19 protein-coding genes are annotated in these 23665 nt (G+C 64.4%); 9 read left to right on the top strand and 10 right to left on the bottom strand.

Annotated features, from left to right (window positions below):
* Nucleotides 1–5: 5 nt before the first annotated feature.
* The 8 genes from F8A90_RS13600 to F8A90_RS13565 form a co-directional block, all read right to left on the bottom strand.
* On the bottom strand, nt 6–1046 hold the full coding sequence (locus F8A90_RS13600) for a glycosyl transferase (protein ID WP_200017468.1): 1041 nt from the start codon (nt 1044–1046) through the stop codon (nt 6–8).
* Nucleotides 1043–1906, bottom strand: coding sequence for a glycosyltransferase family 2 protein (locus tag F8A90_RS13595; protein ID WP_233593334.1), 864 nt, complete (start codon nt 1904–1906; stop codon nt 1043–1045). Before F8A90_RS13595 ends, F8A90_RS13600 begins: the two co-directional genes overlap by 4 nt.
* Nucleotides 1903–3906, bottom strand: coding sequence for an AMP-binding protein (locus F8A90_RS13590; protein ID WP_200017467.1), 2004 nt, complete (start codon nt 3904–3906; stop codon nt 1903–1905). The genes F8A90_RS13595 and F8A90_RS13590 overlap by 4 nt, the downstream gene beginning before the upstream one ends.
* Before the next feature lie 71 nt (nt 3907–3977).
* Nucleotides 3978–4595 (bottom strand): hypothetical protein, encoded by a 618-nt coding sequence (locus F8A90_RS13585; protein ID WP_233593333.1) that lies wholly within the window; start codon nt 4593–4595, stop codon nt 3978–3980.
* Nucleotides 4592–4864, bottom strand: coding sequence for an acyl carrier protein (locus tag F8A90_RS13580; RefSeq protein WP_233593332.1), 273 nt, complete (start codon nt 4862–4864; stop codon nt 4592–4594). The genes F8A90_RS13585 and F8A90_RS13580 overlap by 4 nt, the downstream gene beginning before the upstream one ends.
* On the bottom strand, nt 4854–5123 hold the full coding sequence (locus tag F8A90_RS13575) for a phosphopantetheine-binding protein (protein WP_200017466.1): 270 nt from the start codon (nt 5121–5123) through the stop codon (nt 4854–4856). The genes F8A90_RS13580 and F8A90_RS13575 overlap by 11 nt, the downstream gene beginning before the upstream one ends.
* Before the next feature lie 144 nt (nt 5124–5267).
* Nucleotides 5268–6071 (bottom strand): lysophospholipid acyltransferase family protein, encoded by an 804-nt coding sequence (locus tag F8A90_RS13570; protein ID WP_200017465.1) that lies wholly within the window; start codon nt 6069–6071, stop codon nt 5268–5270.
* 8 nt (nt 6072–6079) lie between these two features.
* Nucleotides 6080–6793, bottom strand: a complete 714-nt coding sequence (locus tag F8A90_RS13565) for a beta-ketoacyl synthase chain length factor (RefSeq protein ID WP_200017464.1) — start codon at nt 6791–6793, stop codon at nt 6080–6082.
* Nucleotides 6794–7124: 331 nt separating this feature from the next.
* Here F8A90_RS13565 and F8A90_RS13560 point away from each other — a divergent pair, with 331 nt between their 5' ends.
* Nucleotides 7125–8666, top strand: coding sequence for a TrkH family potassium uptake protein (locus F8A90_RS13560; protein ID WP_200017463.1), 1542 nt, complete (start codon nt 7125–7127; stop codon nt 8664–8666).
* Between the two features lie 102 nt (nt 8667–8768).
* Here F8A90_RS13560 and F8A90_RS13555 read toward each other — a convergent pair whose 3' ends face one another.
* Both F8A90_RS13555 and F8A90_RS13550 read right to left on the bottom strand, forming a co-directional pair.
* Entirely contained in the window at nt 8769–10037 is a 1269-nt protein-coding gene (locus F8A90_RS13555; protein WP_052384259.1) for a 1-acyl-sn-glycerol-3-phosphate acyltransferase, read from the bottom strand.
* Between the two features lie 64 nt (nt 10038–10101).
* Nucleotides 10102–11022 (bottom strand): recombination-associated protein RdgC, encoded by a 921-nt coding sequence (locus tag F8A90_RS13550; RefSeq protein ID WP_043331446.1) that lies wholly within the window; start codon nt 11020–11022, stop codon nt 10102–10104.
* Between the two features lie 370 nt (nt 11023–11392).
* On the opposite strand from F8A90_RS13550, the gene F8A90_RS13545 reads away from it, so the two are divergent.
* The 8 genes from F8A90_RS13545 to rpsA all read left to right on the top strand — a co-directional run bounded on the left by F8A90_RS13545 (nt 11393) and on the right by rpsA (nt 23484).
* Nucleotides 11393–12508, top strand: coding sequence for a YHYH protein (locus F8A90_RS13545; RefSeq protein WP_200017462.1), 1116 nt, complete (start codon nt 11393–11395; stop codon nt 12506–12508).
* Nucleotides 12509–12639: 131 nt separating this feature from the next.
* Complete coding sequence (locus F8A90_RS13540) at nt 12640–13152, top strand: acyl-CoA thioesterase (RefSeq protein WP_166018886.1); 513 nt, start codon at nt 12640–12642, stop codon at nt 13150–13152.
* A 247-nt stretch (nt 13153–13399) separates the two neighbouring features.
* Entirely contained in the window at nt 13400–16177 is a 2778-nt protein-coding gene (gyrA, locus tag F8A90_RS13535) for a DNA gyrase subunit A (protein ID WP_200017461.1), read from the top strand.
* Between the two features lie 58 nt (nt 16178–16235).
* Nucleotides 16236–17330: a 3-phosphoserine/phosphohydroxythreonine transaminase gene (gene serC / locus F8A90_RS13530; protein ID WP_200017460.1), complete on the top strand. Its 1095-nt coding sequence runs from the start codon at nt 16236–16238 to the stop codon at nt 17328–17330.
* A gap of 12 nt (nt 17331–17342) precedes the next feature.
* Nucleotides 17343–18482, top strand: a complete 1140-nt coding sequence (pheA, locus tag F8A90_RS13525; protein WP_200017459.1) for a prephenate dehydratase — start codon at nt 17343–17345, stop codon at nt 18480–18482.
* Between the two features lie 68 nt (nt 18483–18550).
* A complete protein-coding gene (locus F8A90_RS13520) occupies nt 18551–20782 on the top strand; it encodes a bifunctional prephenate dehydrogenase/3-phosphoshikimate 1-carboxyvinyltransferase (protein ID WP_200020041.1) in 2232 nt (743 codons plus the stop codon).
* Nucleotides 20779–21498, top strand: coding sequence for a (d)CMP kinase (gene cmk, locus F8A90_RS13515; protein ID WP_043331443.1), 720 nt, complete (start codon nt 20779–20781; stop codon nt 21496–21498). Before F8A90_RS13520 ends, cmk begins: the two co-directional genes overlap by 4 nt.
* Nucleotides 21499–21804: 306 nt before the next feature.
* Nucleotides 21805–23484, top strand: coding sequence for a 30S ribosomal protein S1 (gene rpsA / locus F8A90_RS13510; protein ID WP_043331442.1), 1680 nt, complete (start codon nt 21805–21807; stop codon nt 23482–23484).
* Nucleotides 23485–23665: the final 181 nt, after the last annotated feature.

The raw sequence follows: 23665 nt of genomic DNA, 5'->3' as shown, positions 1-23665 counted from the left end.
GCGGATCAGGCGTCCTGTTTCGGAGCCGACGTGCTGTCTGGCGCCTGATGCCAGAAGTCGAAGAAGTTGAACCACTGCAGTGGATGGCGCTTCACGCGCGCTTCCAGATGGCTGGCGTGACGTTGCATGGCCTGCTGGATCCACGCCTCACGACCGCTGCGCTTGACGGCGCGGCTGTCATCGAAGGGCGCGAAATCGACCCGGAAACGCGGATGGGCACCGCCCTGTTCGCGAATGCAGCTCAGGGTATAGACGTGACAGCGCAGCAGCGCGGCCAGCATGAAGGGCCCCTGCGGGAAGGGCGCGGGCTGATCGATGAAGTCACAGTGCAGCACGCGCGGTGAGGCCGCGGCACTGGCCGGCGACGCGGGCCTGCTGCCTTCTGCCATGTTGGCTTCGACCGAGTTGGTATCGGCCTTGGCATCGTCGACGGTGGGCGGAATCGGCACGCGGTCGGCGGCGATGACCACGAAGCCGCCGCGATTGACGCGATCGCCCAGTGCCATGGCAGTGGCAGGCGTGATCTCGCTGACCTCGATCATCTGCGGCGGCTTGCGGCCGGTGGCCTGCTCCAGCAGCTGATTGAACTTCTCGGCGTGGCGCGTGTGCACCAGCGCGCACAGGTCGATGTCGTGGCGCTCGCCGATGGCATTGATCACATCCAGATTGCCGTGGTGGGCGACGAGGATGATGCCGCCCTCGCCACGCAGCGCGGCGTCGCGCAGGTCTTCCGGGCCGGTGCCGGTCAGCGAGGACAGCGGAATCTCGCCGCTCCAGGCCGAGACCTTGTCCATGATCGCCTCACCGAACTGCATGAAGTGGGCAAAGCTTCTCGCCCACAGGCGCACGCCGCCAAGCTCTGGCTCGAGGCGCTTGAGGAAGTCGAAGGAGGCGCGCCGCGCCACCCCGCGCAGCAGGAAGTACCACACCAGCACCGGAAACAGCGCGATGCGAAACGGCCAGGCACCGAGGCGACGACGAATCGTCACCATCAGGCGCATGCCAGTGGTGGAGCCGGTTTCCGACAGGCGTGCCCAATGGGTCATTCGTGTTTCCCCTTCGCGTCGTCAGGCTGCGAGGGGCGACTGACATGAGTGGATGATGTCTTGCCATTGCGTCCCGACAGCGTGCGCCAGGCAAGTTTCGGTGAGCGCAGCAGCATGCCGAGGAACAGCCGCGTGTGCATGGCGCTGATCAACAGGTTGTCGTGACCGGGGCGGAAGTGACTGACGCCTCCGGTGGGGTAGCTGACATGCACCGGCAGGTTGGCGACCTCACCATCGGCCCAGTACCAGCGCACCAGCACCTCGGTGTCGAAGGACATGCGGTCGCCACAGGCATGACGCGCCAGCAGCCGGTTGGTGGCGGCCAGCGGGTAGAGGCGCACGCCGCACATGGTGTCGCGGATGGCCAGTGACAGGGTGTTGATCCATACCCAGATGTGCGAGGCGTAGCGGCCATAGAAGCGGATGCGCGGCACGCTGGCGTCGTATTGCGGATAGCCGATCTGCAGGCAGTCGGGATTCTCCTGCATGCCGTTGAGGAAGGCGGGCAGATCACTGACGTCGTGCTGTCCATCGGCGTCCACCTGCAGGGCATGGGTGAAGCCGAGCTGCTCGGCGGCCTGCAGCCCACTGCGCACGGCAGCACCCTTGCCGCCATTCTGCTCACGACGCACCAGGTGATGACCTTCGGCTGCCAGCTGATCCAGCACCTCGGCGCAGGGCGCGCTGCAGCCATCATCCACCAGCACGATGGGCAGCCCGAGCGGTGCCAGACCCGCACACACGCCGGCGATGGTAGCGGGGTGGTCGTAGACCGGAATCACCACGCAGGCGCGCAGTGGCGACTCGCTGACGGGGGGCGAGGATGTGTGGCCGGTCATCGGCGCCTGGGGTTGGCTCATGACGCCTCCGGTGTGGGTGTCGGCTGGGGTGAACTAAGTGGCGAACTGAGTGGCGAACTGAGAGGTGCGCTATCGGTATCAGCACCGTAGCGCAAGCGGCCACTGGCGTGCAGTCCCGCACGGGATTCCAGACGGAAGTCGACGCGTAGACCGTGGCTGTCGGCGACCAGTGTCGTGGCCAGCGTGAAGCGCATGCCCGGCAGCAACAGGTTGGAGAACTTGATGCGTTCCAGACGCTGAAAACGACTTTCCGCCACGCCGACGCCCGTCAGGCGCAGGCGGCGGCCGAGATCGCGTGCCCACTTGAGCATCACCACGCCGGGCACCAGTGGCTGGGCGGCGAAATGACCCCCGAGGTAGCACAGGCTGTCGGGCACCTCGGCTTCCAGCGTCAGCTGCTGCGGGCCGCTGGAGGTTTCGCCCAGCCAGCGTGGCAGACGATGATCGTCGAGATCGGCAAACAGCCGCGCGACGGAGTCCGCAGTGAACTTGCCCTGGGCATTCAGCGGCAGGCGCGTGACGAAGCGCCAGTAGCGCGGCAGGGCGATGCGCTCGAAGCCCGGCATCAGCGCGCGGCGCAGACGCGCGATCAGGTCGCGGCGGCTGGCGTGGTCCTGTGGCAGCGCGCTCTCCTCCATCACCACGACTGCGCCCAGGCGGTGATCGCGGGTGGGCATCGGCAGGCAACGTACCTCCAGCACCTGCGCTTGCTCGCTGAGGCAGCGCTCCACCGCGCTCAACGAGACCCGCTTGCCGGCCAGCTTGACCAGCCGATCACTGCGCCCCAGCAGCTGGAAGCATGGCGCTTCATTCTGATCGCCCGGCGGCAGAGGTTCAGTCGTCAGCGGCGCGGCGTTGTCGGCCTGCTGCCACCACTGGTCCGGCTGCTCCAGAAACGGCGAGCGCACCGCGAAGGTGGGCGAGAAGCGCAGCTCGACTTCGGGCAGTGGTGTCCAGTGGGGCGTCTCGTGCTGGCGACGATGCGCGATGCCGCCCGTTTCGGTGCTGCCGTAGATCTCGATCACCGGTGCCTGCAGGCAATGCTCGGCGTGGCGGGCGGCCTCGGCCGGTAGCGGAGCACCTGAAGAGAAGACCCGCAGCACCTGAGCCTGATGCTGAACCTGTCCCGCCACGCGGCTTTCGTCATTGGCCTGGGGCAGGCGCGCCAGCTGGGCCGGCGAGCTGACCAGCTGGCAGCGATGCCCGAGGCCGGACAGCTGCGCGATGGCGGCGGCCAACTGCTCCGGGTAGTGGCAGGCTTCGCTGAGAAAGGGCACCCCTTCGCTGAGCGGGCGCAGCAGCGACACCAGCAGACCATAGATGTGCTGATGGCTGACCTGGCTGAGGCTGACGGTGTCTGTGCCTGGCCCAGACGCTGAGTCGGTGTCTGAAGGGCCCGGCGCCAGCGGCCACAACGCGCGATGCACGGCCAGTTCGGCCTCGAGCTGATCGAAGCGCTTGGCGATGCGCAGCGGCTCGCCGGTGGAGCCGGAGGTGCAGAGCTCCAGCGCGAGACGCGCGCCATCAGGCGTGATCTCGGGGCGTGTACATGGCGCGGTGCTCGAATCGAGCGGCTCGGTCGGCCAGCCAGCGGGGCTGGTCTCGGGCAGCTGGCCATCACTGCTCGCGGCCAGACGGGCCAGGGTATCCGGACGGTCATCGCCGGGCAGCACGGCGAGCATGCCGCGCTCCCATAGCGCCAGCAGCTGCACGCAGGCGCCAAGCGCCGTGGGCTGGAACAATACCCAACGTGCGCCGGGCCGGCGGCCAGCATGCACAGTGGGCAGGTTGTCCAGCCACTGATGCCAGGCATCGACGCGTGCCATCAGCGCGGCACGACTCAGTGGGCGCAGCGGCTGACCGGGACTGGCCAGCCAGCAGGCCGGTGCCTCGGGCGCGAGTCGGGCGAGCTGACGCCAGCCCTGACGTATGAGGGGGGTGGCGCGCTGGGCGGTGTCTTGCTCAGTGGCGCTGCTGGCAGGCTGGCGGGCATCAGGCATGTGAGGCAGGCAACTCTTCAGAAAGTCGGATTCATCGGGAACGGGCGGCTGACGGGCGACAGCCTGAGCGCTCAGTCATCGGCGCGGCGCAGGCGACGGCGTACCAGCCATTCGCCGCTGAACAGCAGCCCCATCAGCACGTAGCTCACCAGACCGTTGTAGAGCGTCCAGGTCGCCAGGTCGGCATACAGCGCCGTGGCCGCGGCCACACTGGCATTGAAGACGAAGAAGCCGCACCACACTCGGGTGACCTTGCGGGTATAACGCACGCCGGCGGCGGGCAGATCAGGCTCCTTGAGACGTGCCAGGCGCTCGATGACCGGCATGCCGCGCCACAGACTGGTGGCGAACACGCTGAGCATGGCCAGATTGACCAGCACCGGATAGGCGCGCAACCCCAGTTCCGCCTCGCTGAGCAGGCTGATGATGATCAGCAGCGCGGCCAGCGTCAGGCGCAGGATCAACGGCAGGGGCAGACGCTGGATCAACAAGGCGCCCAGCGCGATCAGTGCCCACACCCAGGGCGAGACATGTCCGCTGGTCGCATCGCCCGCCGGGTCTGCCGTCAGCCGCGAGAGCAGGGCATAGACCAGCAGCGGCCAGCCTACGGCGGCCACGACACCCAGCCCGCCGAGCAGCAGGCTCGGCAGTGACGGGCGCCGCCTTCGACCAGAGGACGATGACGTCATGCCTGGCGCTGCATCAGCTGCTCAACGGCGGTCACGACGTCATCGAGGCTGCGTACGCTCTTGAAGTCATTGGCGTCGATGCGTCGGCCGGTGAACTTCTTGAGTTCGACCACCAGATCCACCGCATCGATGCTGTCGATGTCGAGGTCTTCATAGAGCAGCGCCTCGGGGTGGATGTCAGCGGCATCGATCTCGAACAGCTCGATCAGGGTGCTGCGGACATGCGCGTAGATCTCTTCGCGGGACGCGGTCTGTTGCTCAGCGCTCACGACGGGTCTCCACGAGTTCACGCAGGGCATTGAGGCTGGCGAAATGCGCGCGGGTGTCCTCGGCTTCGGCGTCCAGCGTGATGCCGTACTGCTTCTGCAGCGCGAGACCGAGTTCCAGGGCGTCAATCGAATCCAGCCCCAGGCCGTCCACGAACAGCGGCTCATCGGCGACGATGTCGTCCGGGGTGATGTCTTCAAGCTCCAGGGTGTCGATGATCAGTTGCTTGAGTTCCAGTTCCAGCTTGGCGCTATCGCTCATGAGTATTCCTCGTGTCGGCGTACCGATAATGGCCGGTATGAATGGCAGCAGGCTTTATTAACGGCGGGAAGGCCGAATATCTTAATCGCTTTTTCTCGCTATCGGATCAATAGCGAGATCAGGGCAGCATGGCTGACCGCGCTGTCATGACTCGCGGATCCGTTGCTGAAAGGCGGCCAGTTCAGCGGCAAAGTCGCTGGCCAGGCGGCGCGTCAACTGGCGGGCATCGCGTGACAGCGGTACCTCATCTTCTGTTGCCGGTGGCGGTGCGACATGTGACGTCATGTCCGGCAGCACCTTGATGTTGAGCATCACCCGCCGGGCCGGGATGTGATACCAGGGCTCGCCCTTGGTCAGGGTGCTGGGCTGGCAGTCGATCAGCACGGGGGTGATCTCGCTTGGCGTGCGCAGTGCGATGTTGGCGGCACCACGGCGGAATTTCAGGGCGCGCCCGGGCACGCTACGTGTGCCTTCGGGGAACAGGATCAGGGCGTTGCCCTTGGCCAGGCTCTCGCGGGCGGCATCCAGCACGCCCTGCGGCTCTTCATTGGTGATGTAGCCTGCGGCACGGATGGGGCCACGGGTGAAGGGGTTGCGCGCCAGTCGCCCCTTGACCACGCAGTCGGCGTGGGGAATCAGCGCGAGCAGGAAGACCACATCGATCAGCGTCGGGTGATTGGCCAGCACCAGCAGGCCCGGACGTTGCAGGCGCTCGCAGTCGTGCAGGCGATAGTCGAGCACGCCCAGGCCGCGCATCAGAGCCACGAAGCCGCGCATGCAATGATGGATGATGCTGCGCGCAAGCTTCTGTTGCTTGTCGGGGCGGCGCACCACCAATGTCAGCAGTGGCCACATTCCCCCCACCAGCAAACCGCCCAGCCCGAAGGTCAGGAAGCTGATGGCCGTGGCGATGCCACGCCACAGGCGTCCGAGGGGAGACGACAGCATGCGCGGCATCAGTCTGCTGGTGGCGTCGGTGAGGCGGCGTGAGCGCGGCTCAGCTGCCAGTGATGGCGGCGACAGACGAGCGTCTCGCTCCCGGCCTGCTCAAGCCAGGCGATGACCTCAAGTGGCGTCGGGGCGCTGTCCGTCAACGTCTCGCCCGGCGTGGCGCTCAGTGTCCATGCACTGTCGTCGTCACTGCTGCGGCTCAGGCGCAGGGCGACGGCGCTGGCACAGACCGGGTAGTCGCCGTGGTGCAGGAAGGCCTCCGGTGCGGCGATATCGGAGAACAGCACGATGACGTCCTCGCGCTCGCTCAGATAGCCGAGCGCCTCGCTCATCAGCGCCTCGAATTCGTTGCCACAGGCGGCGAGGGCTTCCAGCGGTTGATGGGACTTGCCGGTGATCGAGTACATGCCCAGCACGGCGTTGTGCACCGAGAGCGAGAAGCGCGCCGGTGACAGGGCCTCATCGGACTGGGTGGCGGCATCCAGCAGAGCGAGAATCTTGCCGGTATCGCCATGGCGCGAGGCATGGATGATGGGCAGGTCGGCGTCAGGGTCGAGCGCGAACAGCAGCTTGCAGCAGGCCTGGCCGACCGGGCTGAGTCGACGACGCTGCATGGCCGGGACTTGCTCGGCACGCGGGGAGGGGGTGATATCTACGCGGCTGTCGTGGGCGGTGCGGGTCGCACTCGCCTGCCAGGCTCGCCAATCAGTCAGACGCATGAGATTCTTGTCCGTGAACGCATCGTTGCCATATTGGGGCCTCAGTGTACCGTACAGGGGTTGGGCAGCCCAACCGGACTCAGGCGTGTTGGCACTGAGCAGGCGGCGTGGCTACGCGTGTCGTTGGCAGGATAGCAGCTTGCAGGGCGGCACAAGGCACCTGACGTGAGGTGTCGGGGTGTGATGTCCTGCGGCGGGTCACCGCTGTGGCGGCGCTGGACAGCGGCGGAAGAGGGTGTAGGGTATCGCCGCACTGAAACTGGCGCTCGGGGCGTCATGGGGTAAAACGCTGAGGACGCACAATGATGACTGTCATCAACAGGTCGGTGGCATGAAGGCTGGCGCGCCGAAACGGCGGCGCAGACGGGCGCGCGCAGGGCAGGCGACCCGAGCGCACTCGCAGGCGCTGGTTCGCCTTCTCTCGCTCTCGGAGTGGTTGCCGGTCATCCGGGTGCTCGGCCTGCTGCTGTGCGTGGTGGCCTTGATGATGCTGGCGCCCTTGCTGGTGTTGCTCGGCGAAGCGGATGCGGATGCCAGCGCCTTCCTGATCTCGCTGGGCATCACGCTCGGCTCGGCGGCCATCATGCTGACGGTATCGCGCAAGGTGGAGCTGCAGCTCAAGCCACGTGCGATGTTCGTGCTGACGACGCTGAGCTGGGTACTGGTATCGGCCTACTCGAGCCTGCCGTTGATCTTCGGGGCCACCCACTTGGGCGTGACCGATGCCGTGTTCGAATCGGTGTCGGCGATCACCACCACCGGCTCGACCGTGCTGTCAGACATCGAAGGGCTCTCGGATGGTCTCAAGCTGTGGCGCGGCCTGATGCAGTGGGTCGGCGGCATCGGCATCATCGTGATGGCGATCGCGATCCTGCCGTTTCTGAAGGTCGGCGGCATGCGCCTGTTCCAGACCGAATCCTCGGACTGGTCCGACAAGGTGCTGCCGCGTGCCGGTGGCGTGGCCAAGGCCATCGGGCTGGTCTACGTCGGGCTGACCTTGCTGGCCATCGTCTGTTACTGGCTGGGTGGCATGCACTGGCTGGATGCGCTGGTGCATGGCATGACGTCGCTGGCCACCGGCGGTTTCTCCAATTACGACAGCTCGATGGGCGTCTATTCCGACCGGCCCTATCTGCTGTGGATGGCCTCGGCTTTCATGTTGCTGGGGGCGCTGCCCTTCGTGCTGTTCATCCGTGCCTGGCAGGATCAGGCCGGCGTCCTGTGGCGTGATGCCCAGGTGCGCGGCTTTCTGCGGCTGCTGGGATGGGTGATCGCCTTGCTGACGCTGTATCGCGTCGTCAATGGCGAGGCCATCTTCACGGCGCTGACCCAGGTGACCTTCAATGTCATCTCGGTGGTGACGACCACCGGCTACGCCAGCGACGACTACAGTGCCTGGGGGCCCTTTGCGGTGGTGGCCTTCTTCTATCTGACCTTTGTCGGCGGCTGCAGCGGCTCGACCAGCGGCGGCATGAAGATCTTCCGCCTGCAGATCGGCCTGATCATGCTCGGCAACCATCTGCGCTCGCTGATCCATGCCAATGGCGTCTTCTCGCAGCGCTACAACGGCCGCGCGCTGCCCGATGAGGTGGTGCGCGCCGTGATCGCCTTCTCGTTCTTCTTCTTCATCACCATCGGTGGCCTGGCGCTGGCGCTGTCGTTCATCGGGCTGGATCTGGTCACCGCGGTGACCGGCGCCGCCACGGCCGTCACCAACGTCGGCCCGGGGCTGGGTGAGATCATCGGCCCGGCGGGCAACTTCTCGAGCCTGCCGGACAGTGCCAAGTGGTTGCTGTGCCTCGGCATGCTGATGGGGCGTCTCGAGATATTGACCGTGCTGGTGCTGTTCTCGCCCAGCTTCTGGCGCAAGTAGTGCTGTCCAGTCCTGCCCAACGAAAAAGCCACCGTCGATTGACGGTGGCTTTTTCGTGGCTTTGGTCGTGCCAAGTGCGGGGGCGAAGTGTCTTGCGCCGTCTTACTGTGCGACCTTCTCGCCGTCCGTCGCCTCGGCGGCATCGAGCTTCTCATCGAGATCGATGGAGAGCCCTTCGCGATTGAGGATCGGGTTGGCGTATTGCACCAGCCACCAGTCCTTGAGCTCTGCGGGCACCTCCGCGAGGCGATTCTCGAAGGTGGCGCGCTCGGCACCGCTGATGGCCGAGACATCCAGCGCCGAGGCCAGGCGCGGCTCCTCTCGCAGCTGCGGGCGGCTGGCGGCCAGCTTCTCGAGTGCCAGCTGATGGCTCGGGTAGAGGGTGTAGTAGGCCAGCACCTGACGGTCGACTTCCTTCACCACGTCTTCCGGGGTCTCGAAGTCGCCCTTGAGCGGCTCGCCGAACACCAGCTTGACGCGCCCCTTGTGGCCGCTGATGCCCGCCGCGATGGACTTGATGTCCTCGTACTGAACCTTCTCGTAACGGCCTTCATTGGCGACGGCCGCCAGCTCACGCGCCTTCTGCAGGTCGCAGGGGTCGAACTCGTAACTGATCGACACCGGCACGATGTTGAGCTCGCTGACCGCCTCGCTGAACGGACGCGTCTTGTCGGCGGTGCGTGCCGCCATGGTCAGCATCTTGATGATGGCGCTTTCGGTGCCGTCACGGCCGTCCTTGGCGCGCCCTTCACGCTGGGCCAGCCAGATGGAGTGCTGGTCGTGGGTCAGCGAGTGGCGGATATAGCCCGATAGTGACTGGTAGGCGGCCAGCATCGCGCGCTTGCCCTTGGCGGAGCGCGGCACGATGAAGCTCTTGTTGAGGCGCATCAGGTCGGTGACGAAGGGTTTCTGCAGCAGGTTGTCACCGATGGCGATGCGCACCGTGTCACGCCCGTGACGATAGAGAGCGTAGTTGACGAAGGCCGGGTCCAGCGAGATGTCGCGATGGTTGGACAGGAACAGATACGGCGTGTCCGGGGACAGACGCTCCAGTCCCACCGTCTCGAAGCTGGTGGTGGTGGTGTGGATCATGCGCGCCATGTAGACGGCAATGCGGCTCTGGAAACTGGCAACATCCTTGACGCCAATCATCTCGCGCTTGATGGCCAGGCGCGCGATCTGGCGTGCCAGCCACGGGAAGCGCTGGGTCAGGCCCGGCAGGCGGAAACGCGTCAGGGTGTCGAGCAGCTCGCGGTCCTGCTCCAGGCGTACCAGCACCTCCGCTACCTCGTCGTCATGGTAGGGGCGAATATCGGCGAACGGGTCCTGTTCGCTGGTCGTGGCAGGCTTGGGTGTTGCAGTGTCAGTCATCGACGCACGTCATCCGGGTTTGTCATTCTGAAAAAAAAGAGAAGGTCGGCAGCGGGCCCAAGGCTCAGCTGGCGGGCTGGGCTTCACCACCCAGCCAGGCGGTCATCTGCTCGATCACGCCGGACAACACCTGGGCCATCAACGCGAAGTCGGTCTCAAGACGCAGGATGGGGTCTTCGCCATCATCCTGGGCGTTGGCTTCATCGACCACGGCATCGGCGAACTTGAGGCTCTTGAGCGCCATGTCCTCACCGAGCACCAGCGCGACGCGGCCATCGACTTCCAGTGCCAGCTTGCTGACCACGCGGCCCAAATTCAGCGCCGTCTGGATTTCCTCGCCGTCGAGATCGAACTGGCGCGCACGCAGTACGCCATCTTCGCCGCCCGGCGCCTTGAGTTCGACCTGATCACCGACGATCAGGTCTTCCGGGCGCGAGCTGACATCCTTGAGCCAGGTGGTCATCACCTGGGATGGCGGCTGCGCGACGGCCAGCGGGGTGACCTTGAGCGTGCCCAGAGTCTGGCGCAGCAGGTCCAGCACTTCCTCGGCGCGCTTGGCATTCGAGGCGTTGACGGCGATCAGGCCGCGACGGCTGTCCCACCACAGGTCGGTGCGCGAGGAGCGCGTGAAGGCGCGCGGCAGCAGCTCCTCGTAGATCTGCTCCTTGAGGGTCAGCTTCTCGCGGCGACGCAGCGGACGACCTTCGGCGGTCTCGCGCTCGGCCACGCGCTCCTCGAGCTCTTCCTTGACCACGGCGGAGGGCAGTACGCGCTCCTGGCGCAGGGCGCTGATCAGGAAATGACCCTGAATCTCGTGCACCAGCAGATCGCTGTTGCGGCCGCCCGGTGCCACCCAGCCGATACGCTTGGCTTCGACGCCGGTGACAGGGCGGAAGACATGCTCCGGCAGGGCATCGGCGAGACGACCCTCTTCCAGCGGTGCGCTATCGTGCAGGCGATACAGTTGCAGGTTCTTGAACCACATGCGACCAGTCCTTGAGTCCGGTGAACGGGGGCTGCCCGTCTGAATGGCGCATATTATGGCGAAACTCATGCGGCGGGTCATCCGCCGTGGACGTGACCCTGCGTCACACTGCGGTTGCCGACCATCGCGCGCGAGCGCAAGGACATACTGTGTGCACGCTGTGGCGCTAGTCTTGAGTCGACCTGGCGGTGCGCGGTCTGGCGGTTTGCGGTATCGCTCACCAGGCAAAGACCAGTAGATATCGATCAGCAGGCATCGACCTGTAGGCATCGACCATCAGACTTGAGACGCGGAGGGTGGCAGAGTGATCGATGACGTTGTTGTAGAGACCGCTGTGGGGACTGCTGAGGAGACGGTAGTGGAGGCTTTCGTGAAGAGCAGAGCATCGGGCGCGAGCGCGCTGAAACGGGCACGACCACTGACGCTGGCGGCGCTGACCCTGCTGCTGTTCGGCTGCAGCGAGGAGCATGACGCCAACGACAAGGCTGCCAGTGCAGCCGAGACCAGTGCAACGGTCACGAAAGAGACAGTCGTTGCAGAGGAAGTCACGGACGGCGAACCTGCCCCGGCGGCGGTCGGGCTGGATCCTGAGATGTTTGCCGAGGGCGCGATCGTCGGCGAGGTCGAGACCGTCGATTGCACCCTGAGCGGCGGCACCCAGACGACCTGCTATCAGTTCCGTGTGGCCGGTGCGCCCGCGGACCCGGAAACTTCGCCGGTGGGGCCTTTCTGCCCGCCCAATATCCACTCCGGTGAGGAGGAAGGCGGCACCTGGATGGATGGCGAGGGCACCCTCTATCAGGTGGACGGCGAATTCATCAAGAATCTGGCCACTCTCTACAAGGACAAGGAGTGGCAGATGTACGACGTCAACACGGGCGAGATCACCGTGATCGATGGCGCGCGTGGTTGTGAGGTGGCGGGGAACCCGAACCCCATCGACGGCTTCGACAATTTCTGTCTCGAGTGTCCGCTTGAGGAACTGGGCGGCGGCATCGAGAAGACTGTCGTGATCCCCAAGGTGCCGGTACCGGCCGCCGAGCCGACCTCGCTTGCCGGCCACTCCAATACCGGCGTGGCGCTCAATGGCGTGATGTTCGGCCCGCCGGCGCCGCTGGAGCTGATCCTGAGCTCTCACACCCTGGGGGTGCTCGACGATTGTGGCGCGCATGCCAACCCGCATGAGGGCTATCACTATCACACCGCCACCGGCTGCTCCGAGATCGGCATTCAGGAGGATGGCCATTCGCCGATGATCGGCTATGCGCTGGATGGCTATGCCATCTATGCCAGAGAGGACAAGGATGGCAATGTTCCCGCTGACCTGGATGAGTGTGGCGGCGAGACGGATCCGGTGCGTGGCTATCACTATCACGCCTCCGCACCGGGGGTTAACCAGATCTTCGGCTGCTTCATGGGTGAGAAGGGGCACTTCCTCGACGAGGAGGGCGGCGAGAGACCGCCGCAGGGTCCGCCCGGCGAGTAGCCGTCTTACCGTGATGGCGAGCAGGGCAGGCGTCACCATTCAGCCAAGCGTTTGTTTTTCTGTCAGTCACCGGCATAAGATCAGCTGACGATGGCCACACGACGCGATCGTTTCACGGACGGGAGACAGGGATGCAACACGACAGCAATCCACCGCAGGCAGCGGACGCCAGTCATACAGACGTCGGCAGTCACACAGACGTCGTCAGTCGCACGACCCTGACGGTGCGTGGCTACCATCTGGATGGCTATGGGCACGTCAACAATGCCCGCTATCTGGAGTTCTATGAGGAAGGGCGCTGGGAGTTCATGCTCGCGCATCTCGACCTGGCCGCGCTCAAGCGCGAAGGCATCGCGATGGTGGCGGTCAACCTCAACCTGGATTGGCACTATCCCGCCACCGTCCATGATGAGCTGGTCATCACCACGCGGCTGTCAGAGCTCGGGCGCCGCAAGATGATCATGCGCCAGGAGATCCATCTGGGTGAGCGGCGCATGGGCGAGGTGCATCCGCGCTCCGGAGCGCTGGTCTCCAGGGCGGACTTCACCTTCGTGCTGATGAATACCGACACCGGTCGCGCCATGCCGCTGGACGGCGAGATCGGCGCGCTGCTGGGCGCGTTGGTCAGTGAAGAAACGGCCTGATCGTCCTCAGCGGCGAGGCATGAGTCAGCAGGCTGCGCACATTGACGGCCGTACTACCGTACTGAGGTGTCCTTGCGGCGTCGTGTGAGCTGCTAGGCGCGCTCGCAAGTGATATAATGCCGCCACTTCGGTGCCGCGGAGCTGGCACCCCGTGTCTGCTTCACGCCACTGCCGCGCTGCAGTAACGACGGAGCATGCGTCGTTGCTGCAGTGGCGCCAACAGTTGAGTTCAAGGATTTGACGAATCATGGGTGAGATCGCCAGAGAGATACTGCCAGTCAACATCGAGGACGAGCTCAAACAGTCGTATCTCGATTACGCGATGAGCGTCATCATCGGGCGTGCCTTGCCGGATGTCCGCGATGGCCTCAAACCGGTTCACCGTCGCGTACTGTTCGCGATGCACGAGCTGAACAATGACTGGAACAAGGCCTACAAGAAATCTGCCCGTGTCGTCGGCGATGTGATCGGTAAATACCACCCGCACGGTGACAGTGCGGTCTATGACACCATCGTCCGCATGGCCCAGCACTTCTCCATGCGTTATGTGCTGGTGGATGGTCAGGGCAACTTCGGTTCCATCGATGGCGACAGTGCCGCGGCGATGCGTTACACCGAGGTGCGCATGGCGCGCCTGGCGCACGAGCTGCTGGCCGACCTCGAGAAGGACACCGTCGATTGGGTCGACAACTATGACGGCACCGAGCGCATTCCTGCCGTGCTGCCGACCAAGACCCCGAACCTGCTGGTCAACGGCTCCTCCGGTATCGCCGTGGGCATGGCCACCAACATCCCGCCCCACAACATGGGCGAGGTCATCGACGGCTGTCTGGCGCTGATCGACAACGGCGATCTGACCGTCGATGAGCTGATGGAATTCATTCCGGGGCCGGACTTCCCGACCGCCGGTATCATCAACGGCCGTGCCGGCATCCTCGATGCCTACCGCACCGGTCGTGGTCGTATCTACGTGCGTGCCGTGCATACCATCGAGCACAACGACAAGAACGGCCGTGATCACATCATCATCACCGAGCTTCCCTACCAGGTGAACAAGGCGCGTCTGATCGAGAAGATCGCCGAACTGGTCAAGGACAAGAAGATCGAGGGCATCGCCGAGCTGCGTGACGAGTCCGACAAGGACGGTCTGCGCGTGGTCATCGAGACCAAGCGTGGCGAGTCCGGTGAAGTGGTCGTCAACAACCTCTTCTCCCAGACCCAGCTCGAGACCGTGTTCGGCATCAACATGGTCGCGCTGCACGAAGGTCAGCCGAAGATCCTGAATCTCAAGCAGATTCTGGAATCCTTCGTGCGTCACCGTCGTGAAGTCGTGACCCGTCGTACGCTGTTCGAACTCAAGAAGGCGCGTGAGCGTGGCCACATTCTTGAAGGTCTGGCAGTGGCGATCTCGAACATCGATGAGGTGATCGAGCTGATCAAGGGCTCGCCGAGCGCGGCGGAAGCCAAGGAAAAGCTGATCGATCGTGAATGGCAGCCGGGCCAGGTGGTCGAGATGCTCGAGCGCGCCGGTGCCACTTCCTGCCGTCCGGAAGATCTGCCGGAAGGTCTGGGTCTGTCCGAAGACGCCAAGCATTATCGTCTGTCGCCGGCCCAGGCTCAGGCTATCCTCGAGTTGCGCCTGCATCGCCTGACCGGCCTCGAGACCGAGAAGCTGCTGGCCGAGTACTCCTCCATCCTCGAGCGCATCGCCGAGCTGATGGAGATCCTGTCCTCTGCCGACCGCCTGATGGAAGTCATCCGCGAAGAGCTGCGCGAAGTGCGTGCCCAGTACGCCGATGAGCGCCGCACCGAGATCATGACCAGCCGTCGTGACCTGACCATCGAAGACCTCATCAACGAGGAAGACATGGTGGTGACGGTCTCGCGCAGTGGTTATGCCAAGACCCAGCCGCTGTCTGACTACCAGGCCCAGAAGCGTGGTGGTCGCGGCAAGTCCGCCACCGCGATGAAGGACGAGGATGTCATCGAGCACCTGCTGGTCGCCTCGACCCACGACACCGTGCTGCTGTTCTCCAACAAGGGCAAGGTGTACTGGCTCAAGGTCTACGAGATGCCGCAGGCGTCACGTGGCTCGCGCGGCAAGCCGCTGGTCAACCTGATTCCGCTGGATGACGGCGAGTGGGTCACCACCATCCTGCCGGTGCGTGACTACGCTGCCGACAGCTACATCTTCTTCGCGACGGCCAACGGCACGGTCAAGCGCACCGCGCTGAGCCAGTTCTCGCGTCCGCGCAGTGTCGGTCTGATCGCGCTGGATATCGAGGAAGGTGACCGTCTGATCGGCGCCGATATCACGTCCGGTTCCGACCACGTCATGCTGGTGTCCTCCAACGGCAAGGCGATCCGCTTCGAAGAGCAGAACGTGCGCGTGATGGGCCGTACCGCCCGTGGTGTACGCGGCATGCGTCTGCTCGACGATGCACAGGTCATCAGTCTGATCATTCCGCGCACCACCGCGATCGATGACAATGAGATCGAGGTCGATGAGGCGGCGGACGCGACGGCGGAAGGCGTCGAGAGCGCTGATGTGGCAGCCACCGATGGCATGACGGAAGACAGCGTCGCCAACGGTGAGGTGCCGCAGTGCTACATCCTGACCGCGTCCGCCAATGGCTTCGGCAAGCGCACGCGTCTGGAAGAGTTCCCGCTGCGTGGCCGTGGTGGCCAGGGCGTGATCGCGATGCAGACCAGCGAGCGCAACGGTGACCTGGTCAGCGCGGTGCAGGTCAGCGACAACGACGAACTGATGCTGATCACCGACCGCGGCACCCTGGTGCGTACCCGCGTCGCCGAGGTGTCTACCACCTCGCGCAACACCCAGGGCGTGACCTTGATCCGCACCGCGGAAGAGGAGCGTCTGGTGACGACGGTGCGTGTCGACGAGCCGGAAGAGGTCGTCGTGGTGCAGGATGAGCTGGACGAAGAGGCGCTGAGCACCGATGAACAGGTGCAGGCGGGAGATGATTCCGAGTCGACGGATACCCCGCCGACAGACGCGGAATAAGACGCTGGATTGCGACCGCCTTCGGGGCGGTCGCTTCACTTTCGGGAAATAAGACAACATGACACGCAAGTTCAACTTCTGCGCCGGTCCTGCTGCACTGCCGACCGCTGTCCTGGAGCGCGCCCGCGCCGAGATGCTGGATTATCAGGGCCGCGGACTGTCCGTCATGGAGATGAGTCATCGCTCCGACGAATTCGTGGCCATCGCCGAGAAGGCCGAGGCGGACCTGCGCGAACTGCTCGAGATTCCGTCCAACTATCGCGTGTTGTTCATGCAGGGTGGCGCCTCGACCCAGTTTGCAGGTGTGCCGCTGAACCTGCTGGGCGCGGGTGGCAGTGCCAACTATCTGTACACCGGTATCTGGGGCAAGAAGGCGATCAAGGAAGCCGAGCATCTGTCGGTGGGCAGCCACGTGGCGGCCTCCAGCGAGAGCAATGGCCTGATCGCCGTGCCGCGCCAGAACGCGATCCAGCTCTCGGGTGATGTGGGCTATCTGCACTACACCGCCAACGAGACCATCGGCGGCCTCGAGTTCGACTATATCCCCGAGGTGGCAGCGGATGGCGTGCCGCTGGTATGTGACATGTCGTCTTCCATCCTGTCCGGCCCGCTGGATGTCAGTCGTTTCGGTGTCATCTACGCCGGCGCCCAGAAGAACATCGGTCCGGCGGGCCTGACGCTGGTCATCGTGCGCGAAGATCTGCTCGATCGCGCCCGCAAGGACTGTCCGACCATGCTGAACTGGAAGACGGCCGCCGAGGCCAATTCCATGTTCAACACCCCGCCGACCTATGCCTGGTATCTCTCCGGGCTGGTGTTCGAGTGGCTCAAGGACGAGGTCGGTGGCCTTGCTGCCATGGACGCGATCAATGATCGCAAGGCGCAGGCGCTCTATGCCGCCATCGATGGCAGCGACTTCTATTCCAACCCGATCGTGACCGAGAACCGCTCACGCATGAACGTGCCGTTCGTGCTGGCCGATGACCGTCTCGACAAGACCTTCCTCGCCGAGTCCGAAGCGGCGGGTCTCTTGAATCTGGCCGGTCACCGCAGTGTTGGCGGCATGCGTGCCAGCCTCTACAACGCCGTGCCGGAAGCTGCCGTCACTGCATTGGTGGACTTCATGGGCGACTTCGCGCGCCGTCACGGCTAAGGGAGGAGTGAGATGTCGGATTCCAAGCAGAATCCCGTGTCGCAGGCGACGGGCAAGCCGGTGACGCTGGACGACCTGCGTCAGCGCATCGACGCCATCGACAACGAGCTGCTGAACCTGATCAGCGAGCGCGCGGGCTGCGCGCAGCAGGTCGCTGAGGTCAAGCTGGCGGCCGGTGACGTGGGCGAGGACGGCCAGGTGCAGTTCTACCGCCCGGAGCGAGAAGCCCAGGTGTTGCGCCGCATCATGGCCAACAACCCCGGCCCGCTGAAAGGCGAGGAGATGGCGCGTCTGTTCCGCGAGATCATGTCCGCCTGTCTGGCGCTGGAACAGCCGATCCGCCTGGCCTATCTCGGCCCGGAAGGCACCTTCACCCAGCAGGCCGCGCTCAAGCACTTCGGTGACAGTGCCGTGACCAAGCCGATGGCCGCCATCGACGAGGTGTTCCGCGAAGTGGAAGCGGGTGCGGTGCAGTACGGTGTGGTGCCGGTGGAAAACTCCACCGAGGGCGTCATCAACCACACGCTGGATTCGTTCATGGGCTCGCAGCTCAAGATCTCCGGCGAAGTGGTGCTACGCATTCACCATCACCTGCTGGTGGGCCCGAACACGCGTCGCGAGAAGATCTCGCGCATCTATTCCCACGCCCAGTCGCTGGCCCAGTGCCGCAAGTGGCTGGATGCCCACTTCCCGCACGCCGAGCGCATCGCGGTGTCCTCGAATGCCGAGGCCGCGCGTCAGGTGCGCACCGAGTGGCACAGTGCGGCGATTGCCGGTGACATGGCGGCCAAGCTCTATGAGCTGGAGAAGGTCGAGGAGAAGATCGAGGACAGCCCCGACAACTCCACGCGCTTCCTGATCATCGGTGACAGTTCGGTACCGGCGTCCGGCGATGACAAGACCTCCATCGTGGTGGCGATGCGCAACCAGCCGGGGGCACTGCACGACCTGCTGGCGCCGTTCCACCGCCACCAGATCGACCTGACTCGCGTCGAGACGCGTCCGTCACGTTCCGGTGCCTGGAACTATGTCTTCTTCATCGACTTCCGTGGCCACCGCGATGACCCGCTCATCACGGCGACGCTGGAAGAGCTACGTCAGTGCGCGGCGGACGTCAAGGTGCTCGGGTCCTACCCGGTCGGTGTGCTGTGAGCGAGGTTGACCACACGCGCCATGCTGCGTCGTCTGACCTGCTGTCCTCGCTGCCGTCAGCGGAGCGCCTGGCCGGCGAGCGGCGTATCCTGCTGGTCGGGCTGGGCTTGATTGGTGGCTCGCTGGCCGCGGCATTGCGCGCGGCGGGCCATCGCGGCGAGATTCTCGCCTGTGATCGTGACTCCAACGAGATCTGCCTCGGTCAACGCATGGGGCTGATCGACGGTGGCAGCACGCAGCTGGCGGCGCTGGTGCCGGGCGCCTCGCTGATCGTGCTGTGCGTGCCGGTGATGGCGATGCAGAGCGTGATGGCCGAACTGGCGCCGTTGCTGGAGGATGACGCCATCATCACCGATGTCGGCAGCACCAAGGGCGCGATCCGCGACGCGGCGCTCAGCGTCTTCGGTCGCATGCCGCCGAATCTGGTGCTCGGTCACCCGATCGCCGGGTCCGAGAAGAGCGGTGTCGCGGCGTCCAATCCCGAGCTCTATCGCGATCACAAGGTGATTCTGACGCCGGAGCCGGACAGCGACCCCGAGGCCGTGGCACGTGTGGCGGCCATGTGGTCGGTATGTGGTGCCCAGCTTCTGAACATGAGCGTGGCGCGCCACGATGAAGTGCTGGCGCGTACCAGCCACCTGCCGCACCTGCTGGCGTTCTCGCTGGTCGACAGCCTGGCGCGTCAGGATGAGCGGCTGGAGATCTTCCGTTACGCGGCGGGCGGTTTCCGTGATTTTACGCGCATCGCGGGCAGTGACCCGGTGATGTGGCGCGACGTCTATCTGGCCAACCGCGATGCGGTGCTGGAGGCGTTGGATGAATTCGAGGCCGGGGTAGCGCGGGTGCGTGCTGCCGTGACCGCGGGCGATGGTGAGGCGATGCTGGGGATATTCACCCGCGCAAGCCACGCCCGACACTACTTCAATACCCTCTTGAAACAGACGAGTTATCAGACAATGGAACAGCAGAACGTGCGGTACCGTGCACTGCCGGGTGGGCAGGTTCAGGGGCGCATTCGTGTGCCGGGTGACAAGTCCATGTCACATCGCTCCATCATGCTGGGCGCGCTGGCGAACGGCGTGACCGAGGTCGAGGGCTTCCTCGAGGGTGAAGACAGCCTGGCCACGCTGCAGGCCTTCCGCGACATGGGCGTGGTCATCGAAGGCCCGCATCAGGGTCGTGTGACCATTCATGGCGTGGGCCTCAACGGCCTGAAGCAGCCGCCGGGCCCGCTGTATGTCGGCAACTCCGGCACCGCGATGCGTCTGTTCGCCGGTCTGCTGGCCGGTCAGGCCTTCGATACCGAGCTGACCGGTGATGCCTCGCTGACCAAGCGTCCGATGGATCGCGTCGCCAACCCGCTGCGCGAGATGGGGGCGGTGATCGATACTGCCGAGAACGGCCGTCCGCCGCTGCGTATCCACGGTGGCCAGCCGCTCAAGGGCATCCGTTACGAGATGCCGATGGCGTCCGCCCAGGTCAAGTCCTGCCTGTTGCTGGCCGGTCTCTACGCCGAAGGCGAGACGCGTGCCATCGAGCCGGCGCCGACGCGTGACCACACCGAGCGCATGCTCAATGGCTTCGGCTACAAGGTCGAGCGTCAGGGCGCCGAGGCGTGGCTGACCGGTGGTGGCAGCCTCGAAGCCTGCCCGATCGACGTGCCGGCCGACATCTCCTCCGCGACCTTCTTCCTGGTCGCTGCGGCCATCACGCCGGGCTCCGATCTGGTGCTGGAACACGTCGGCATCAACCCGACACGCATCGGTGTGATCAACATCCTCAAGGCGATGGGTGCCGACCTGAGCGTCTCCAATGAGCGCGAAGTCGGCGGCGAGCCGGTGGCAGACCTGCACATCCGCTATGCGCCGCTCAAGGGTATCGATATTCCGGAAGACCAGGTGCCGCTGGCCATCGACGAATTCCCGGCGCTGTTCATCGCCGCCGCCAACGCCGAGGGCATGACCCGTCTGCGTGGCGCCGAGGAACTGCGCGTTAAGGAATCCGATCGCATCCAGGTGATGGCGGATGGCCTGGCGCAGATCGGCGTCGAGCACGAAGTGGTCGCGGACGGTATCGACATCCGTGGCGGCGCCTACGGTGGCGGTCTGGTCGACAGCCACGGCGATCACCGCATCGCGATGGCCTTCAGCGTGGCGGCGCTGCGCGCCCAGGGCGAGATCCTGATCGATGACTGCGCCAATGTCGCGACCTCCTTCCCGAACTTCGTCGCGCTGGCAACGGAAGTCGGCATGCAGGTCGAGAATCTCGGTGCCGTGGCACCCGGCCAGGAGGCTTCATGAGCGGGGAAGCGACACCTCATCACAGTCAGATCTGCGACGCGCCTGTGCTGACCCTTGATGGCCCCGGCGGGGCCGGCAAGGGCACCATCAGCCGGCTGGTGGCAGCGAGCCTGGGCTGGCATCTGCTGGATTCCGGTGCGCTGTATCGCCTGACGGCGCTGGCCGCCGAGCGTCATGGCGTGGCGCTGGAAGACGAGGATGCCGTGGCGACCATCGCCGAGCACCTCGATGTGCAGTTCGATGCCGAAGGCGATGCCACCAGCGTAATTCTGGAAGGCGAGGACGTCACCCGCGACATCCGTCTCGAGTCGGTCGGCAACAATGCCTCCATCATCGCGGCCCAGCCGCGCGTGCGCACCGCACTGCTGGCGCGCCAGCGTGCCTTCGCGCGTGCGCCGGGCCTGGTGGCCGATGGTCGCGACATGGGCACGGTGGTCTTCACCGGTGCGCCGCTCAAGATCTTCCTGACGGCAAGCGCCGAGGAACGGGCGCGTCGTCGTCATGCCCAGTTGCAGGAAGCGGGTGTCGATGCTAATATTTCGAGCCTTTTGACAGAAATACAGGCGCGCGATGCGCGTGACATGGGCCGGGCAGTCGCCCCGCTCAAGCCTGCAGACGACGGCGTGATCCTCGATACGACGGATCTCGACATCGACCAGGTGATCGAACGCATCCAGCAGCTGCTGGTCGAATACGGCCTGGTAGCGGCGCGCTGAGACTCGAGTCTCAGCCTGTGAATCGTCAGAACAACGGATTGATCGCCTGCTGTTGCAATACGGCCTCCGGGTCGGGCAGCAGCGGGTTTCGCTCGCTTCGCGAGTGATGATGCAGAACCCAGATGACACCGAGGTGTCATCAACCCCCCGGCAAGGTGTCATGGGGTGCATCGGCGGCAAGCGGAAAGCCGGTGTATCTCGAACCAGCGTCAACGCCCCCGGGGATATGTAGATATGGCCCGTGCTTGCTGGTGGTACGGAGACTGCGGTGCAAGCCGCCCCAAACGTTGATCATGTAGGAATACCATGAGCGAGAGCTTTGCTGATTTATTTGAACAGTCACTCCAGGACATCAACATGGAGCCGGGCGCAATCGTGTCCGCTACCATCGTGGATATCGATGGCGACTGGATCACTGTCAATGCCGGTCTGAAGTCTGAAGGTCAGATTCCGTCTGAACAGTTCCGTGACGAAAGTGGCCAGCTGTCCATCAGCATCGGCGACGAAGTCATGGTTGCACTGGAAGCCGTGGAAGATGGCTTCGGTGAGACCCGCCTGTCCCGCGAGAAGGCCAAGCGTGCCGAAGCGTGGAAAGAGCTGGAAGCCGCCTTCGAGAAAGACGAGATCGTCAAGGGCGTGATCAACGGCAAGGTCAAAGGTGGCTTTACCGTCGACATCAACACCATCCGTGCCTTCCTGCCGGGTTCTCTGGTCGATGTCCGCCCTGTGCGCGACACCGCCCATCTCGAGAACAAGGAACTGGACTTCAAGGTCATCAAGCTCGACGCCAAGCGCAACAACGTTGTCGTGTCTCGTCGTGCCGTCCTCGAAGCCGAGAACAGCGCTGAGCGTGAAGCCCTCCTGGCCACTCTGCAGGAAGGTCAGCAGATTCAGGGTATCGTCAAGAACCTGACCGACTACGGCGCCTTCGTCGACCTCGGCGGCGTTGACGGCCTGCTGCACATCACCGACATGGCATGGAAGCGCATCAAGCATCCGTCCGAGATCGTTGCTGTCGGCGACGAGATCAATGTCAAGGTGCTGAAGTTCGACCGCGAGCGCAACCGTGTGTCTCTGGGTCTCAAGCAGCTGGGCGAAGATCCGTGGGTCAACATCAAGGCTCGCTACCCGGAAGGCGCCAAGATCAACGCACGCGTCACCAACCTCACCGACTACGGCTGCTTCGCCGAGCTGGAAGAGGGCGTCGAAGGTCTGGTCCACGTATCCGAAATGGATTGGACCAACAAGAACATCCACCCGTCCAAGGTCGTCAATGTCGGCGATGACGTGGAAGTGATGATTCTGGACATCGACGAAGAGCGTCGTCGTATCTCCCTGGGTATCAAGCAGTGCACCACCAACCCGTGGGAAGACTTCAGCGGCAAGCACAACAAGGGCGACCGTGTCTCCGGTACCATCAAGTCAATCACTGACTTCGGTATCTTCATCGGTCTGGAAGGCGGCATCGACGGCCTGGTTCACCTCTCCGACATTTCCTGGAACGAAGCTGGCGAAGAAGCCGTGCGTCGTTACAAGAAGGGCGAAGAAGCTGAAGCGGTCATCCTGTCCATCGATCCGGAACGTGAGCGCATCTCTCTGGGCGTCAAGCAGCTCGAGAGCGATCCGGTCTCCGAGTACCTGGCCGTCAACGACAAGGGCGCCATCGTGTCCGGTCGTGTTGTCGACATCGATGCCAAGGAAGTTCAGGTAGAGCTGGCGACCGACGTCATCGCTATCCTGAAGGCTTCTGAAATCAGCGCTGACCGTGTCGAAGACGCACGCAACGTCCTGAGCGTCGGCGATGCTGTCGAAGCCAAGATCGTCGGTGTGGATCGCAAGAGCCGCCTGATCAACCTGTCCGTCAAGTCCAAGGACCAGGTTGAAGCACCGCGTCGCGATGCTGCCAAGCCGCGTACCCAGGAAGTCGAGAGCAACGGCCCGACTACCATCGGTGATCTGATCAAGCAGCAGCTGGGTCAGGAGTGATCCCGAGACACTCCGCCTCCTCGTGAGGTGGTGTGTCCGGATCCACGCTGAGGTGACATGCCTCTGGTTGTCACCTCAGCGTCTCCGAATCGGTATCCTGTGTGAGGTACTCCCTCATGCGGGGACGAAAAAAACCGCCACCCCTCGGGGTGGCGGTTTTTTCATGCCTGGTCGTTACGGG

The organism is Cobetia sp. cqz5-12 (assembly GCF_016495405.1).
Lineage (GTDB): Bacteria > Pseudomonadota > Gammaproteobacteria > Pseudomonadales > Halomonadaceae > Cobetia.
This window is presented reverse-complemented; position numbering and strand designations above follow the sequence as displayed.